Consider the following 15,573-nt stretch of genomic DNA (forward strand, 5'->3'; position numbering starts at 1 on the left):
GCCCAGGAAAGGCCTCGGGGTACGATCACCTCTGGCGGTCTACCGGGAGTTGCTCATCAACAGCCCGCAGCACTCCACCGAGATTCATTGAACCCAAGGTGTTGCACTTCACTTTTGAATCCGCCCTTTCGCACGCAGTTCTTCAATGCCCTGTCGATGAGCTTTCCGGTGGGCGAGCAGTTCTTCATCGACTCGGTGCGCGGCGCGGCGCCCTTGCTGCGCGAGTCCGACGGCCCCGAGGCGGCAGAGCTTCAGGCGCTGCTGCGCGGCTTCATCGGGCAAGAGGCCACGCACCAGCACATCCACGGGCTCTACAACGCCGAGCTGGAGCGCCAGGGCCTGCAAAACCGCTGGCAGCACTGGGCGCGCCAACGCATCGCCCGGCTGCACGAGCGCACGTCCAACCCCTTGCATGCGCTGGCAGTCACCTGCGCGTACGAGCATTTCACGGCCCTGCTGGCCGACGGCACGCTGCGCCATGCACGCTGGCTCGACGGCGCCGACGCGACGCTGCAGACCGTGTGGCGCTGGCACGCCGCCGAAGAGACCGAGCACCGCGCCGTGGCCTTCGACCTGTACCGCGCGGTGGGCGGCAGCAACGCCTGGCGGGTGCGCTGGTACGTGTACGTGGGGCTGGTGTTCATGGTCGATGCGATGCGCCAGACGGCGATCAACCTGCACCGCGACGGAACGCTCTGGCGCCCCTCGACGGCCTGGAGCGCGCTGCGGTTCTTCTGGGGCCGTGACGGCGTGGCCTGGCGCACGCTGCCAGCGCTAGCGCGCTATCTGCGCAGCGACTTCCACCCCGATCAGGAGCACGCCAAGCCCACGGCGGCAGCGCTGGCCAGGCAATGGCTGTCGTCGAACGCCGCACGCTTTCGCGTGGTGTCGCGCAGCTGAATATCGAAAGCTACTATTTTTATAGCAGCATCCCTTAGTGGTTATTGCGCTGGAGGCCAATTCGACCTTTAAGTCTTCAGACCCGCCACACTGTCACTGCGGAGGCGCCATCGAGAACTCGCCACGCTGCAATTGCGACACGTCGTTTCCCTGCGCGTCCCTCGCGCTGAGGTCGGCCCCCTTTGCCGCCAGCGCCTGCAGCAGCTCGGTGCGCTGGAACAGGGCTGCATACATGGCAGCGGTCTGTCCGGCGTTGTTGCGCTGGTCGGGCGCGCAGTCGGCCTGCACCAGGCGACGGGCAATCGCCACCTCGCCCTTGAAGATGGCGCCCATCAATGCCGTGTTGCCGCGCATGTCCTGCACGCAGGGATCGGCCCCTGCCTTCAGCAGTTGCTCCACCGCCTCGCGGTGCCCGTGATAGGCCGCCAGGATGAGCGCGGTGTAGCCTTTTTCGTCCCGCACATTCAAGTCGTAGCGGGCGGTGATGAACTCGGCGAGCATCTCGCGGCGGCCGTCGCGCGCCGCGTCGAAGAAATAGCGGCGCAATTGCTGCTGGATCCGTGCAGGGTCGTTGGAGGCGCCTGGCGCTGGCGCCACCGCCCTATATCCAGCAGCTGCTTCAGCGCCTGATGCCGCGGCTGAAGCAGTGGCACTCGCCGGGGCCGCCAGCGCTACCTGGTGAGCGGTTGGCGCTGCGCTGGCGGCCCCGAAGGCCACCGCGCACAGCACGGCGATGAGGTACTGGTGCTGCCGTAGCAAGGATTGAACTGGCATTCCGATGCCCTCCTTCAAAGCGTTGTGCCGAGCCGCTGGCGGAAGTGGCCAGCGGCTCGGCGGCCATCGCGCGACCCGGGCAACCGTTGCCGGGTCGCTCGGGGGATCAGTCCTGCAGCGTGGAAGCCAGTTGCTTCACGCGGGCCAGGTCACCCTTGGCCACGCGGGCCACGCCCGTGCCGTACTCAGGATCGGCCTTGTACAGGAACGACAGGATGATGTGCTTACTCTCCGCATCGGTGCCTGCCAACGACTCGCCGAAGCTCTGGATCAGGTCCTGGCGGTCCTTCTTGCCATAGCTGCGGTACAGATCGCCAGCCTGCTTGAAGTTCTGCTCCTTGCCGATCTTGGCCTGCTGCGTGGTGCCGGTCAGCGGCAGTTGGCTGTAGCGGGCGGCCGGGTCTTGCGGGCGGGGCTCCAGGCGGCTTGGCTCGTAGTTCACACCGCTGGTCGTCTGGCCGTGGTTCGACGTGCCATCCTGGTTGCCGTTGTTCACCGCCACGCGGGGCCGGTTCACCGGCAGGCTCAGGCCGTTGGTGCCGATGCGGTAGAGCTGCGTATCGGCATACGAGAAGACGCGGCCTTGCAACAGGCGGTCTTCCGACGGCTCGATGCCCGGCACCACGTTGGCGGGCGCCATGGCGACCTGCTCGGTTTCCTGGAAGAAGTTTTCCACGTTCTTGTTCAGCACCATCTGGCCGACCTTGCGTTCGGGCACATCGGGCCAGATCTTGGTGGCGTCCAGCGGGTTGAAGTCGAACCTGGCCAGCTCTTCAGGCTTGAGCACCTGCACGTACAGATCCCACTTCGGGAAGTCGCCCTGCTTGATCGCGTTGACCAGGTCATTGGTCATGTGGCTGTAATCCTTGGCCTGGACGGCGGCGACCTGCTGCGGATCGAGATTCTTCAGCCCCTGCAGGCTCTTCCAGTGGAACTTGACGTAGTGCACCTGGCCCTGGCTGTTGACCAGCTTGTAGGCATGCACCCCGTTGCCGTCCATGAAGCGGTAGCCCGCTGGCGTTCCCTCGTTCGAGTACAGCAGCGTGAGCGTGCGCGTGGCTTCCGGCACATGCGAGAAGAAGTCGAAGCGGCGCGAATCGTCGTCCAGATTGGTGCGGGGATCGGGCTTGAACGCATGCACCATGTCGGGAAACTTGATGGCGTCGCGGATGAAGAAGGTCGGAAAGTTGTTGCCCACCAGGTCCCAATTGCCCTGGCTCGTATAGAACTTGGTGGCGAAGCCGCGGGGGTCGCGCAGCGTCTCGGGTGAATGGTTGCCGTGCACCACGGAAGAGAACCGCACGAACACGGGCGTGCGTTCGCCCGCGCTGAACACCTTGGCCTTGGTCAGCGACGACAGGTCTTCCGTCGCCACGAACTCGCCGCGAACACCAGTGCCGCGCGCATGCACGACACGCTCCGGAATGCGTTCGCGGTCGAAGCGCTGGAGCTTCTGGATCAGCTGCACGTCTTGCAGCAGGGTGGGACCGTCCGGGCCGGCCGTCTGCGAATTCTGGTTGTCGCCGACGAGGGCGCCGTTGTCGCGCGTCAGGGCGGACTGCGCAAAAGCGGCCGGTGCCAGTACGCCTTGCAGCAGCAAGGCTGCGGCGACGATTTTTTGGGTTGTCATGGAAACTCCACTCCGGGTCGTTAAGGGAAGCGAATGATCCACGTAGCGGAATGCCTGCGACAGGGGGGATTGGCTATGGCGCCAATGAATATTACCGATGGGCCCCATGCAACCGAATCACGCATTGCTGAAAACCTACGGCTAAATGGCGCTAGGCTGCTATCTAAAAAATAGCATCGCGCCTGAAACCTCGCCATTTGTCGCCATTTATTACATATTGAAGTGGGGAAAATTTGCATTGGCGCGAGCCTTTTCTTTATGCACTGCATCATTCATCAATGCAGCCATCCCAACACGGCAGCCTTCACCACAGCTGCGGTCTTGTTCGGCGATTGCAATTTGGTAGTGGCATTTTTGAGGTGGAATTTCACGGTGTTTTCGGAGATCTCCAGAATCTGGGCGATATCTCCCATGGTTTTGCCATCCGCCGTCCATTTGAGTATCTCGATTTCACGCAACGTGAGGAACGATTTCTGGTCCGTGCCATGAATCGCTTTGATCGCCCGGCTCATGGCTTCGTAAGAAGCGCTGGCCAGATAGGACATGCGCGGTTCGCTGGACTTGAGTTCCGCCTCGGCAAGCGGCACCGACGAGCGAACCAGGGTCAACACGCCACGCAATCCCCCTGAATGCTGGTTGGCTTGCGACCAGCCCACCCGAAGGCCAAAGGACTGTGCTTCTTGCCAAAGTTGCGGCGCGGATGCGAAAAGTTCGTCGCTCCAGACCACCGGGCGCTCGGACCTGCGGCAGTGCGCTACGCACGGGTCGATCTGGTGATAGCCCGCATAGGAATATCTTTGCCGCCACGCCTCGGGAAAATCGTCTATCCGATAGATTTGCGGCCGAGAAATAGGAACTGGAATGTAGAGGGTATAAGCGCACCGCTCGAACCCCAGATCCATGGCCGCAGAACTGATTTCCTGGAATATGCGCCGCTTGCAGGTTTCGCTCAAAAACCGCTCGTAAATCTCCCGCTGCCACTGGTGCAGACCCATTGCCACCTCCCGACTGATGTTTTATGCATTCAGTCTATCGGGCAGATTTTGTGAAATTTCACTTGCTCATACTTACTCTAAGCAATTTCATAAGCATTACTCATAAGAAGTTCGCCGATCTGGGCGCCATTACCGGCACGGACAAGCCGCCCGCCACCGCCCGCGCGAACAAAAGGGCATCGGGCGCGGAGATGAAAGCGTGCGCTTCCTGCGCTCGGGCACCGGCGTACTGGTTCCTATGTTTTTGAGTGCAGTCAGCGTTATCGGTGCGCCTGAATGGATGCGAGGATTCCCAGCGTGAAAAAAACGCAAGCCGCCCATTGCGCAGGCGCTGGCCAGTGGCCGTTCCAGGCGAACGAATAGACGAGCGCAAACAGCGTTTCGCTCACGATCAACTGTCCGCACAGGCTTGCCGAAAGCCGCTGGCTGGCCAGGTTCCAGAGAATGGTGGCGAGCCAGCTCGCGCCGAAGCCGATGGCCAGGCACACCAGCACGAAGGTGCCGAAGCCCGGTTGTGCGACCAAGACCGCCACCGATGTGCCTTTCAAGCCCCAGAGCAGCAGGCCGCCCAAGCCGGTGGCCTCCCCCAGACAGTTGGCCCACTGCGTCGCGCCCACCTCCGGGTGCCGCTGCAGCCATGCGGAGTTGAGGATGGCGAACGCGGTCCAGAAGACCAGCGCCACCAGCGCGATGCCGATGCCACGCCAGTACACGGCGGCCTCGCCCACGGCGGCTTCACCACCGGCGCCCAGCCCATGAGCCCGAGGCCGGCAAGGGTGAGCGCCAGCCCCGGCACGAGGGCCGCCCAGCGCAAGCCCTTCGGCTTGCCCAGCAGCATCACCCACACGGGAATGGTGCCGATGATGAGCGCGGGCATTTCCACTCCCGCATCGCGAATCGCCAGCAGCAGCAGCAGCAGGTAGTAGCCGGTGAAGCCGGGCACGCTCAAACCCAGTGCCGACGCGGCTTGGGCGGCCGTGGGCCAGCGCACGCGGGCCCGTTGCCCCGGCCGCAGCCCCCACAGCAGCATGCCCACGGCCACTGCACCGTAGGCGATGAAGCGCCCCGATGTCAGGTCCACCGACGCGAAGCGGGCCGCCATGCGCGGCGCAACGAACACCAGCCCCCAGAGCGCGCCTGCGGCGAGCCCCGCCAGAATCCCGGTCAGCATCGGCCGGGGATCGTCAGATCGCGAAGCCGTCGTCCGCCGCGATCACGGCGCCGTTCACGAAATGGCTCTGGTCGCTGGCCAGCATGACGATGAGCGCGTCCAGGTCCTTGGGCTGTCCGACGCGCTTGCGCGGCAGCATGTCCATCAGCTTCTTGCCCTGCTCGGTCTGCCAGTGGTGGTGATTGATCTCGGTGTCGATGTAACCTGGGCACAACGCGTTCACCGTGATGCCGAAACGCCCCCACTCAAGGGCCATGGCGCGCGTCATGTGCACCACGGCGGCCTTGCTCATGCAATAGGCGCCGATCTGGGGAAGTACCTTGAGGCCCGCCATCGAGGCGATGTTGATGATGCGCCCCCCCGTGAAGGTGCCCGGCGCCGCTCCGCGCGAGCGGGCCAGCATGCGCTTGCCGACCTCTTGCGCGACGAAGAAGGCGCCCTTCACATTCGTGTCGAAGATGAAGTCGAAATCGTCGGGCGTCACATCCTGGATGCGCTGGGTGGTGGAAACACCCGAGTTGTTCACCAGGATGTCGATGGAGCCCATCTTGGTCTCCGCATGGGCCACCGCGGCCTTGATGGAGTCGTGATCGGTCACGTCGAGTTCGATCACGTGGGCATCGCCGCCCTCGCCTTCGATGCGTGCGCGCAATTCCTTGAGCTTTTCCACGCGCCGGCTGGCGAGCACCACGCCCGCGCCGGCTGCGGCCAGGGTGCGCGCGAACTGCGCGCCAAGACCGCTCGATGCGCCGGTGACGAACGCGACGCGCCCTTCCAAATCGATGCTGTAAGCCATGGGATGTCTCTCTTGTCAGAAAATAGAACGATCGTTCGATTGTCGATTTTCCGTGAATACAATCGTCCGATCGGCGGAAGGAGCGCAGGCCAAGCGCCCACACCGGATCACCCATTATCAAACCACCACGAGACGCCCATGACCAATGAAGAAATCCTCGCCCAACACGGCCCCCGCGAAGCCATGGAATACGACGTGGTGGTCGTGGGCGGAGGGCCCGGCGGGCTGGCCACGGCCATCCGCCTGAAGCAGCTGGCCGCCGAAAAAGGCCAGGACATCTCGGTCGTGGTGCTGGAAAAGGGCTCGGAGCCCGGCGCGCACATTCTCTCGGGCGCCATCATGGACCCCAAGGCCCTGACCGAACTCATCCCCAATTGGAAGGAACTCGGCGCCCCGCTCAACCAGCCGGTCACCGACGACGCGATGATCTTCCTGGGCGAGAAGTCGTCCTGGCGCACGCCCAATTTCCTGCTGCCCCAGTGCTTTCAGAACCACGGCAACTACATCGTGAGCCTGGGCAACGTGGTGCGCTGGCTCAGCACCCAGGCCGAAAACCTGGGCGTGGAGATATTCCCCGGCTTTCCCGCCGCCGAAGTGCTCTACAACGAGGATGGCTCCGTCAAGGGCGTGGCCACCGGCAACCTGGGCGTGAGCAAGGAGGGTGAACTGACCGGCGACTTCCAGCTGGGCATGGAGTTGCACGCCAAGTACACGATCTTTGCAGAAGGCGCACGCGGCCACCTGGGCCGCCAGCTCATCAGCCGCTTCAAGCTGGACGAAGGGCGCGATCCACAGGCCTATGGCCTCGGCGTGAAAGAACTCTGGGAAATCGACCCCAAGCGCCACCAGCCCGGCTTCGTGCTGCACACCGCCGGGTGGCCGATGGACAGCGACACCTACGGCGGCGCGTTCCTCTACCACGCCGAAGACAACAAGGTCACGCTGGGCTTCATCACCGGGCTGGACTACTCCAACCCCTATCTCAGCCCGTTCGAGGAATTCCAGCGCTGGAAAACCCACCCCAACATCCGCTACTACCTGGAAGGCGACGAGTCCAAGGGCATCAAGCCGGCCAAGCGCATCGGCTACGGCGCACGCGCCATCACGGCGGGCGGCCTGCTGTCGCTGCCGAAGACGGTGTTCCCAGGCGGCGCGCTCGTGGGCTGCGAGGCCGGGTATCTCAACACCAGCCGCATCAAGGGCAGCCACGCGGCCATCAAGACCGGCATGCTGGCGGCCGAAGCCGCGTACGACGCCGTCCATGCCGGGCGCCAGCACGACGAACTCACCGCCTACCCCGAGGCGTTCGAAAAGAGCTGGCTCTACACCGAGCTGAACAAGGCGCGCAACTTCAAGGCCTGGTTCAAGAAGGGCCTGGCCACCGCCACGGTCATGAACGGCATCGAGCAGTTCGTGCTCAAGGGCAACATTCCCTGGACCCTGCACCGCGACAAGCCCGACCACGCCTATTTGAAGCCCGCGGCCGAGTGCAAGCCCATCGTGTACCCCAAGCCCGACGGCAAGCTCACCTTCGACCGGCTGTCCAGCGTGTTCATCAGCAACACCAACCATGCCGAGAACCAGCCAGCGCACCTGACGCTCAAGGACGCGAGCGTGCCGGTCAACATCAACCTCGCCAAATACGCGGGCCCCGAGTCACGGTACTGCCCGGCCGCGGTGTATGAATTCGTGCCCGACGAGTCCAAGGGCGGCGATGCCCAGCGCCTGCAGATCAACGCGCAGAACTGCGTGCACTGCAAGACCTGCGACATCAAGGACCCGACGCAGAACATCGTCTGGGTGACACCCGAAGGCGGCGGCGGCCCGAACTATTCGGGCATGTAATTTCCGCCTCCCCGCCCTCTCGAGGGCGACCCGAAGGGCCTGCGATGCAGGCCCTTTTTCGTGGCGATTCCGACGGCCGTTGCAGGAACGCACCTACAGCGTCCTGCGGTCTTGCAGGCGAGACTGTCTGGCCTTGCCGCGCCGCACCCGCAGCGCGGTACCGAACCCAACACCACGCCATCGAAGCAGGAGACCCCATGGCCCGTTCCCCCGCCCCACGCTATCGCACCCACCGTCGCCCGCTCTGGCCCCTGGCCTTGGGCGCAGCCGCCGTGGGAGCAGCGCTGGCATTTTCGGCCAGCGCATCCGTGCGGGCGCCGCGCGGCGTCGAGGTGGTGGAAGGTTTCAATGTGGATCGCTATGCCGGACACTGGTATGAACTGGCGCGCATCGACCACCGCTTCGAAAAGGGCTTGATTCAGACCAGTGCCCATTACAGCCGCGGGCCGGACGGCTCGGTGCAGGTGCTCAACCGCGGTTTCGATCCCGTCCAAAAGCGCTGGCGCGAGGCGCGTGCCCGGGCGGTGTTCACCGACAGCCCCGACAAGGCCTCGCTGAAGGTGTCGTTCTTCGGCCCGTTCTATGGCGGCTACCACGTGGTGGCGCTCGACGAGGACTACCGCTGGGCCATGGTCGTGGGTGCGAGCCTGGATTACTTCTGGATCCTCTCCCGCACACCCAGCCTGCCGCGCGGTGTGCGGCCCCGTCTGCTGGCCCAGGCCCGCGCGATGGGCGTGGACATGGACCGCATCATCTGGGTGCCGCAGGACGAGGACGGCAGCATGCGCATCGCCTGACTCGGGCGGGGTAGATGCTATTGATTCAATAGCACAACAGGCAATCAAAACGCCGGCAGCGGGCACTTTTCAGCAGTGACCCTCTGCCGAACCGGCCGCAAAGCCGATGCGGCCGCTGTGCTTTTCTTTTTTACTGGGCGAACAACGGCAGATCGGCTTTTTTGAGCGTGCGCAGCACGAAGCTCGAACGGCTGTGGCGAATGCCTTTGATCTTGTAGAGCTTTTCGCGCAGCAGGAGGTAGTCGTAGTCGCCCGAAACGAGGTGCGCTTCGATCACTTCGGGAATGCTCGCCAGCATCTCGCCAAACTTCTCCAGCGTGTTGTCGGAGTGGCTGTCGAGCGTGACCTGCACGAGCACGGTGTCGTTCAGGTCGAGCGCCTTGGCGTTCAGGCGAACGGTATAGCCCTCGATCACCCCCGCCTCTTCCATCGTCTTGATGCGGCCCCAGCAAGGCGAAGGGCTTAAGGCCACGGCGTTGCCGATCTCTTGCAGGCTGGCCCGCGCATCGGCTTGAAGGACGGAGAGAATTTTTCTGTCGAGACGATCCATGCGCCACATGGTTCTTGAAAAATCCAAATGGCAGAATATTTTTCTGCATAAACGGGATTTTTGAAGAAATTCAGAAAATCCATCCACCGCCCGGAGCGCACACTCTCTCCATCAAGGCGCCCTTACCGGGGCGCACGAAACTGGCAGGGCCCTGGCGGATTACCGTTCGCCGGGGCACCTGGCAAAGCGCTGAAACCGCCCTGCCAGGGCATCGGTTTGCGCAGGGCGCGCTGTCGCTGCAGTTAGAATCCGCCCGGTCAGGAGAGAGCGCCGCAGTCCCGAGGGATGGCCGGTGCCGCCGAAGGCGCAGGGTGACCCCGAACGCTCAGGCAAAAGGACTGGCAAAACGCCCGCAGGGATGCGGTCGTTCCCCTTGCTGGAGAGAGGTCCGCCGCATGCGCGGGCCCACCGAAGGAGCAAGCCCCCGCGCCGCCATGGCCCGTGGGTGAATCTCTCAGGTAAAGCGGACAGCGGGGCAAATGCGTGGCCATGGGGCCGCGTTCCGATTTGCCCTTGCTGGAGACCGCCATGTCCACCGCCGACGCCCCCCTGCTCACCACCCCGCTGAATGCCCTGCACCTCGAACTGGGCGCCCGCATGGTGCCGTTCGCCGGCTACTCCATGCCCGTGCAGTACCCCGCCGGCCTGATGGCCGAGCACCTGCACACCCGCCAGGCCGCCGGACTCTTCGACGTCTCCCACATGGGGCAGTTGCGCCTGGTGGGGGCTGACGCCGCCGCAGCCTTCGAAACGCTGATTCCCGTGGACGTGATCGACCTGCCCGTGGGCAAGCAGCGCTACGGCCTGCTGCTGAACGATGACGGCGGCGTCATCGACGACTTGATGTTCATCAAGCGGGCAGAAGGCGACATCTTCGTCATCGTCAACGGCGCTTGCAAGGTGGGTGACATCGCGCACATCCAGGCCCGCATCGGCCAGCGCTGCGAGGTCATTCCCATGCCCGACCACGCCCTGCTCGCGCTGCAAGGCCCCCAGGCGGTCGCCGCGCTGTCGCGCCTCGCGCCCGGCGTCGAGCAGCTCGTCTTCATGACCGGCGCAAGCTACCGCATCGCGGATTGCGACGCCTTCGTGACCCGCAGCGGCTACACGGGCGAAGACGGTTTCGAGATTTCGGTGCCCGCCGCCCAGGCCGAGGCGCTGGCCCGCGCCCTGCTGGCGCAGCCCGAGGTGAAGCCCATCGGCCTCGGCGCCCGCAATTCGCTGCGCCTGGAAGCGGGCCTGTGCCTGTACGGCAACGACATCGACGCCACCACCACGCCCCCCGAAGCCGGCCTGAACTGGGCCATCCAGAAAGTGCGCCGCACGGGCGGCGCACGGGCGGGCGGTTTTCCCGGCGCGGCGAAGGTGCTGGCGCAGATCGACGATCCGGCCACCCTTGCCCGCAAGCGCGTGGGCCTGACCGCGCTGGAGCGCGTTCCCGTGCGCGAACACACCCCGCTGCAAAGCGCCGAGGGCGAGGCCCTGGGCGAAGTCACCAGCGGCCTGCTGGGCCCGAGCGTGAACCAGCCCATCGCCATGGCCTACGTGCCGCCCGCGCTGGCCGCCATCGGCACCCGCGTGCAGGCCATCGTGCGCGGCAAGCCGGTGCCGATGCAGGTGCGCGCGATGCCGTTCGTGCCGCCGCGCTACCACCGCGGCTGACCGAGCCGCCGGCCCGCCTGCCCGCAGCCGCCGCTTCACTGCCCGGGCATTGGCCGCGGCTACATTCCAGATTCCTTCTTTTTCACCTTTTCAGGAGCTCCCCATGACCGTTCAATACTCCCGCGATCACGAGTGGATCAACGCTGACGACGCCAGCGCCGCCGTGGTCGGCATCACCGTCCATGCCCAGGACGCGCTGGGCGACGTGGTGTTCGTGGACCTGCCCGAGGTCGGCAAGACCTTCGCGCAAGGCGAAGTGGCTGGTGTGGTCGAGTCCGTGAAGGCCGCCGCCGATGTGTACATGCCCGTGTCCGGCGAGATCGTCGAGGTGAACGAAGCCCTGCGCGCCGACCCGTCGCTGGCCAACTCCGCCCCGCTCGATGCCGGCTGGTTCTTCAAGGTCAAGCTGTCCGAGCCGGCGCAGTTGTCCGGCCTGATGGACGAAACGGCCTACACCGATTTCGCCAAGAACGCCTGAGCCTTCTTCTCTTCCTTTTCTTTTTCTCCGTCCACGGTCCTCTCCCATGCTGATGCAATCCGCCCTGCCGCTTGGCGCGCTTGAAAACGCCACCGAGTTCCTGCCCCGCCACATCGGCATCGACGAGGCGGACGAACAGCACATGCTCTGCGCCATCGGCGAGGCCTCGCGCCGCGCGCTGGTGGACAGCATCGTGCCGCGCTCCATCGCGCGCAGCCGGGCCATGGACCTGCCGCCGGCGACCACCGAAGCCGCGGCGCTGGCCGAACTGAAGGCCATCGCCACGCAGAACAAGGTGCTGCGCAACTTCATCGGCCAGGGTTACCACGGCACGCACACGCCGGGCGTCATCCTGCGCAACATTCTGGAAAACCCCGCCTGGTACACGGCCTACACGCCCTATCAGGCCGAGATTTCGCAGGGCCGCATGGAGGCGCTGGTCAACTTCCAGACGATGGTGTGCGACCTCACGGCCATGCCCATCGCCAATGCGTCGATGCTGGACGAGGCCACCGCCGCCGCCGAGGCCATGACGCTGGCCAAGCGCTCGGTCAAATCGAAGAGCATGCGCTTCATCGTGGCCGGCGACGCGCATCCGCAGACGATCGAAGTGATTCAGACCCGCGCAGCGCCACTGGGCATCGAGGTCGTGCTGGCCAATTCGCTCGACGAATGGAATGCCGCGCTCGACGGCGAGTATTTCGCCGTGCTGGCGCAGTACCCGGCCACCAGCGGCCGCATCGACGACCTGTCGGCGGACGCCGCCAAGGCCCACGCGAAGGGCGCGGCCTTCATCGCCGCCGCCGATCTGCTGGCCTTGACGCTGATCACGCCGCCCGGCGAATGGGGTGCCGACATCGTCGTCGGCACCACGCAGCGATTCGGCATGCCGATGGGCGCTGGCGGCCCGCACGCCGCCTTCATGGCCTGCCGCGACGAATACAAGCGTTCCCTGCCCGGCCGCCTGGTCGGCGTGAGCGTGGACGTGCATGGCAAGCCCGCCTACCGCCTGGCGCTGCAGACGCGCGAGCAGCACATCCGCCGCGAAAAGGCCACCTCCAACATCTGCACGGCCCAGGTGCTGCCGGCCGTGGTGGCCAGCATGTACGCCGTGTACCACGGGCCGCAGGGGCTCAAGCGCATCGCCCAGCGCGTGGCCGCGTACACCGCCATCCTGGCCCAGGGCCTTGCGCAATTGGGGGCGCCGCTGCGCCAGCACGGCAGCTTCGACACCCTGTCGCTGCACACCGAAGACGCTACAAAAACAATAGCTTCCCGCGCAGTATCCATGGGCGCCAACCTGCGAATCTACTTCGAAGATTACCTGTGCATCACGCTGGATGAGACGACCACCCGCGCCGATGTCGAGCTGCTGTGGAAGATCTTCGCCAAGGACGGACAGGCGCTGCCCACCTTCGCTGCCTTCGAAAAGGGCGTGGAGCCGCTGACTCCCGCCGCGCTGCGCCGCACCAGCGCCTTCCTCACGCACCCGGTGTTCAACACCCACCATTCCGAAACCGGCATGCTGCGCTACATACGCCAGCTGTCCGACAAGGACCTGGCGCTGGACCGCACCATGATCCCGCTGGGCAGCTGCACCATGAAGCTGAACGCGACCAGCGAGATGATCCCGATCACCTGGCCCGAATTCGCCAACGTGCACCCCTTCGCCCCCGCCGACCAGCAGCAGGGCTACCGCCTGCTGGACGAGCAACTGCGCGCCTGGCTGTGCGAGGCCACGGGCTACGCCGGCATCAGCCTGCAGCCCAACGCCGGCTCGCAGGGCGAATATGCCGGCCTGCTGGCCATCAAGGCCTACCACGCGGCGCAGGGCGAGGGCCACCGCAACATCTGCCTGATCCCCAGCAGCGCGCACGGCACCAACCCGGCCAGCGCGCAGATGGTGGGCATGCAGGTGGTGGTGACCGCCTGCGATGCCAGCGGCAATGTGGACCTTGCCGACCTGCGTGCCAAGTGTGAGCAGCACAGCGCCCACCTGGCCTGCGTGATGATCACCTACCCCAGCACGCACGGCGTGTTCGAGACCCAGGTGAAGGAACTCTGCACGCTGGTGCACCAGCACGGCGGCCGCGTGTACGTGGATGGCGCCAACATGAACGCGCTGGTCGGCGTGGCCGCGCCCGGCGAGTTCGGCGGCGACGTGAGCCACCTGAACCTGCACAAGACCTTCTGCATCCCGCACGGCGGTGGCGGCCCCGGCGTCGGCCCCGTGTGCGTGGTGGCCGATCTGGTGCCTTTCCTGCCGGGCCACCGCACGGCCGCCGGCCAAGGCGCACTGGGTGACGCGCCGGATGCCGGCGCCAACGGCGTGGGCGCGGTCAGTTCCGCCCCGCTGGGCAATGCGGCGGTGCTGCCGATCAGCTGGATGTACATCCGCATGATGGGCGCCGAAGGCCTGCAGGCCGCGACCGAGACGGCGATCCTTTCTGCCAACTACATCAGCGCGCGCCTGAAGGACCACTACCCCACGCTGTACGCGAGCGCCAACGGCCATGTGGCCCACGAGTGCATCCTGGACCTGCGTGGCCTGAAGGAAACCAGTGGCGTGATGGCCGAGGACGTGGCCAAGCGCCTGATCGACTACGGCTTTCACGCGCCCACGCTGTCGTTCCCGGTGCCCAACACGCTGATGGTGGAGCCCACCGAGAGCGAGACGCTGTCCGAACTGGACCGCTTCATCGACGCGATGATCGCCATCCGCGAAGAGATCCGGCAGATCGAGGCCGGCACCTGGCCGCAGGACAGCAACCCGCTCAAGCACGCGCCCCACACGGCCGAAAGCCTGCTCACCGACGCATGGACGCGCCCCTACGCCCGCGAGACGGCCGCCTACCCCGTGGCCGCCCTGCGCAGCGGCAAATACTGGTCGCCCGTGGGCCGGGTGGACAACGTCTGGGGCGATCGCAACCTGTCGTGCAGCTGCATTCCCGTGAGCGACTACGCCTGATACGCCTTTGGCCCCGGAGATCGGCTTGAAAAGCCTGCAGAGCGCCTCGCCCTGCAGGCTTTCGTCTTTTGCAAACCGTTGCGTTCGCTGCGAAAGCGCGCGGCGCGCAGGGCTAAGATCGCGGGCTGTCCGAACCACCCCAAGGAGAACCCTTTGCGCAAAATCCTGTGCCTGCTGCTCGCCAGCGCCGTGATCGCTCCCGCCGCCGCCGTGGCGCAAACCGCCAAGCCCATCACCACCGCCAGCGGCCTGGTCTATGAATCGCTCAAGGAAGGCACGGGCGAGTCTCCCAAGGCCACCGATACCGTCAATGTGCACTACAAGGGCACGCTGGCGGACGGCAAGGAGTTCGACAGCTCCTACAAGCGCGGCGAGCCCACCGAATTTCCGCTGACCCGCGTCATCCCCTGCTGGACCGAAGGCGTGCAGCGCATGAAGCCCGGCGGCAAGGCCAAGCTGACCTGCCCGCCAGCCATCGCCTATGGCGAGCGCGGCGCAGGCGGCGTCATTCCGCCCAACGCTACGCTGAACTTCGAGATCGAGCTGATCTCGGTCCGCTGATCCGCTGACGGGCCCGCCACAGATGCTGCTCAAGGTCGGCGAGCTGGCCCGGCGCACCGGCCTCACGGTGCGCACCCTGCACCACTACGACGAAGTGGGCCTGCTCACGCCGTCGGGCCGGTCCGAGGCGGGGTACCGCCTCTACAGCCAGTCCGACGTGCAGCGGCTGCACGGCATCCAAACGCTGCGGCAGATGGGGCTGCCGCTCAGCGACATCGCGGCCCTGCTGGCAGGCGACGGCATGGCGCCCGAGCACATCATCGGGCAGCAGATCCGGGCGCTGGACCAGCAGATCGCCCAGGCCACCGAGTTGCGCGGGCGCCTAGCTGTCGAGTTGCAATAGGTTATACCCGGCAAGTCGGGAAGCTGGAGGTCTGTAGCCCAAGGCCGAGTGGGGCCTCCTGGCGTTGTAGTAGCTCAGGAACGCAGGCAACCATGCTGTGCGT

The 15,573-nt window shown here is 65.4% G+C and carries 13 protein-coding genes, 2 pseudogenes and 2 riboswitches; of the genes and pseudogenes, 8 read left to right on the forward strand and 7 right to left on the reverse strand.

Annotation, left to right across the window (positions count from 1 at the left end; translation table 11 throughout):
- Positions 1-114: 114 nt before the first annotated feature.
- Entirely contained in the window at positions 115-900 is a 786-nt protein-coding gene (locus tag AVHM3334_RS22465; RefSeq protein WP_284415688.1) for a metal-dependent hydrolase, read from the forward strand.
- A gap of 93 nt (positions 901-993) precedes the next feature.
- Here AVHM3334_RS22465 and AVHM3334_RS22470 read toward each other — a convergent pair whose 3' ends face one another.
- The 5 genes and pseudogenes from AVHM3334_RS22470 to AVHM3334_RS22490 form a co-directional block, all read right to left on the reverse strand.
- A complete protein-coding gene (locus AVHM3334_RS22470; protein WP_284415689.1) occupies positions 994-1,674 on the reverse strand; it encodes an ankyrin repeat domain-containing protein in 681 nt (226 codons plus the stop codon).
- 106 nt (positions 1,675-1,780) lie between these two features.
- A complete protein-coding gene (gene katB / locus AVHM3334_RS22475; protein WP_284415690.1) occupies positions 1,781-3,304 on the reverse strand; it encodes a catalase KatB in 1,524 nt (507 codons plus the stop codon).
- 275 nt (positions 3,305-3,579) lie between these two features.
- Positions 3,580-4,299 carry an autoinducer binding domain-containing protein gene (locus AVHM3334_RS22480; RefSeq protein WP_284415691.1) on the reverse strand — a complete coding sequence of 240 codons (720 nt, stop codon included), beginning with the start codon at positions 4,297-4,299 and terminating at the stop codon, positions 3,580-3,582.
- A gap of 260 nt (positions 4,300-4,559) precedes the next feature.
- Positions 4,560-5,470, reverse strand: a pseudogene (locus tag AVHM3334_RS22485) (EamA family transporter).
- A gap of 13 nt (positions 5,471-5,483) precedes the next feature.
- On the reverse strand, positions 5,484-6,266 hold the full coding sequence (locus tag AVHM3334_RS22490; protein ID WP_284415692.1) for an SDR family oxidoreductase: 783 nt from the start codon (positions 6,264-6,266) through the stop codon (positions 5,484-5,486).
- A gap of 138 nt (positions 6,267-6,404) precedes the next feature.
- Between AVHM3334_RS22490 and AVHM3334_RS22495 the strand changes: the two genes are divergently transcribed.
- Together AVHM3334_RS22495 and AVHM3334_RS22500 are read left to right on the forward strand one after the other, a co-directional pair.
- Complete coding sequence (locus tag AVHM3334_RS22495) at positions 6,405-8,111, forward strand: electron transfer flavoprotein-ubiquinone oxidoreductase (protein ID WP_284415693.1); 1,707 nt, start codon at positions 6,405-6,407, stop codon at positions 8,109-8,111.
- A 197-nt stretch (positions 8,112-8,308) separates the two neighbouring features.
- Positions 8,309-8,908: a lipocalin family protein gene (locus tag AVHM3334_RS22500; RefSeq protein ID WP_284415694.1), complete on the forward strand. Its 600-nt coding sequence runs from the start codon at positions 8,309-8,311 to the stop codon at positions 8,906-8,908.
- Between the two features lie 130 nt (positions 8,909-9,038).
- Here the strand turns inward: AVHM3334_RS22500 and AVHM3334_RS22505 are convergent, their stop codons facing one another.
- Complete coding sequence (locus tag AVHM3334_RS22505; RefSeq protein ID WP_284415695.1) at positions 9,039-9,458, reverse strand: Lrp/AsnC family transcriptional regulator; 420 nt, start codon at positions 9,456-9,458, stop codon at positions 9,039-9,041.
- A gap of 256 nt (positions 9,459-9,714) precedes the next feature.
- Positions 9,715-9,801, forward strand: a riboswitch (glycine riboswitch).
- Positions 9,802-9,824: 23 nt separating this feature from the next.
- Positions 9,825-9,939, forward strand: a riboswitch (glycine riboswitch).
- A gap of 47 nt (positions 9,940-9,986) precedes the next feature.
- Here AVHM3334_RS22505 and gcvT point away from each other — a divergent pair.
- The 5 genes and pseudogenes from gcvT to AVHM3334_RS22530 all read left to right on the forward strand — a co-directional run.
- On the forward strand, positions 9,987-11,120 hold the full coding sequence (gene gcvT, locus AVHM3334_RS22510; RefSeq protein WP_284415696.1) for a glycine cleavage system aminomethyltransferase GcvT: 1,134 nt from the start codon (positions 9,987-9,989) through the stop codon (positions 11,118-11,120).
- Between the two features lie 103 nt (positions 11,121-11,223).
- Positions 11,224-11,598 carry a glycine cleavage system protein GcvH gene (gene gcvH, locus AVHM3334_RS22515; protein ID WP_284415697.1) on the forward strand — a complete coding sequence of 125 codons (375 nt, stop codon included), beginning with the start codon at positions 11,224-11,226 and terminating at the stop codon, positions 11,596-11,598.
- A 46-nt stretch (positions 11,599-11,644) separates the two neighbouring features.
- A complete protein-coding gene (gcvP, locus tag AVHM3334_RS22520) occupies positions 11,645-14,566 on the forward strand; it encodes an aminomethyl-transferring glycine dehydrogenase (protein ID WP_284415698.1) in 2,922 nt (973 codons plus the stop codon).
- 153 nt (positions 14,567-14,719) lie between these two features.
- The gene (locus AVHM3334_RS22525; protein WP_284415699.1) at positions 14,720-15,127 is read left to right on the forward strand and encodes an FKBP-type peptidyl-prolyl cis-trans isomerase; all 408 of its coding nucleotides are present in this window, start codon (positions 14,720-14,722) and stop codon (positions 15,125-15,127) included.
- Between the two features lie 22 nt (positions 15,128-15,149).
- Positions 15,150-15,458, forward strand: a pseudogene (locus AVHM3334_RS22530) (MerR family transcriptional regulator); the annotation flags it as partial.
- Here AVHM3334_RS22530 and AVHM3334_RS22535 read toward each other — a convergent pair.
- Positions 15,450-15,573: integrase core domain-containing protein (locus tag AVHM3334_RS22535; protein WP_284415700.1), on the reverse strand; the 124-nt coding region annotated here is incomplete at its 5' end. The pseudogene AVHM3334_RS22530 and the gene AVHM3334_RS22535 sit on opposite strands and share 9 nt — an antisense overlap.

The organism is Acidovorax sp. SUPP3334 (assembly GCF_030159055.1).
In the GTDB taxonomy this organism is placed as follows: domain Bacteria; phylum Pseudomonadota; class Gammaproteobacteria; order Burkholderiales; family Burkholderiaceae_C; genus Paracidovorax.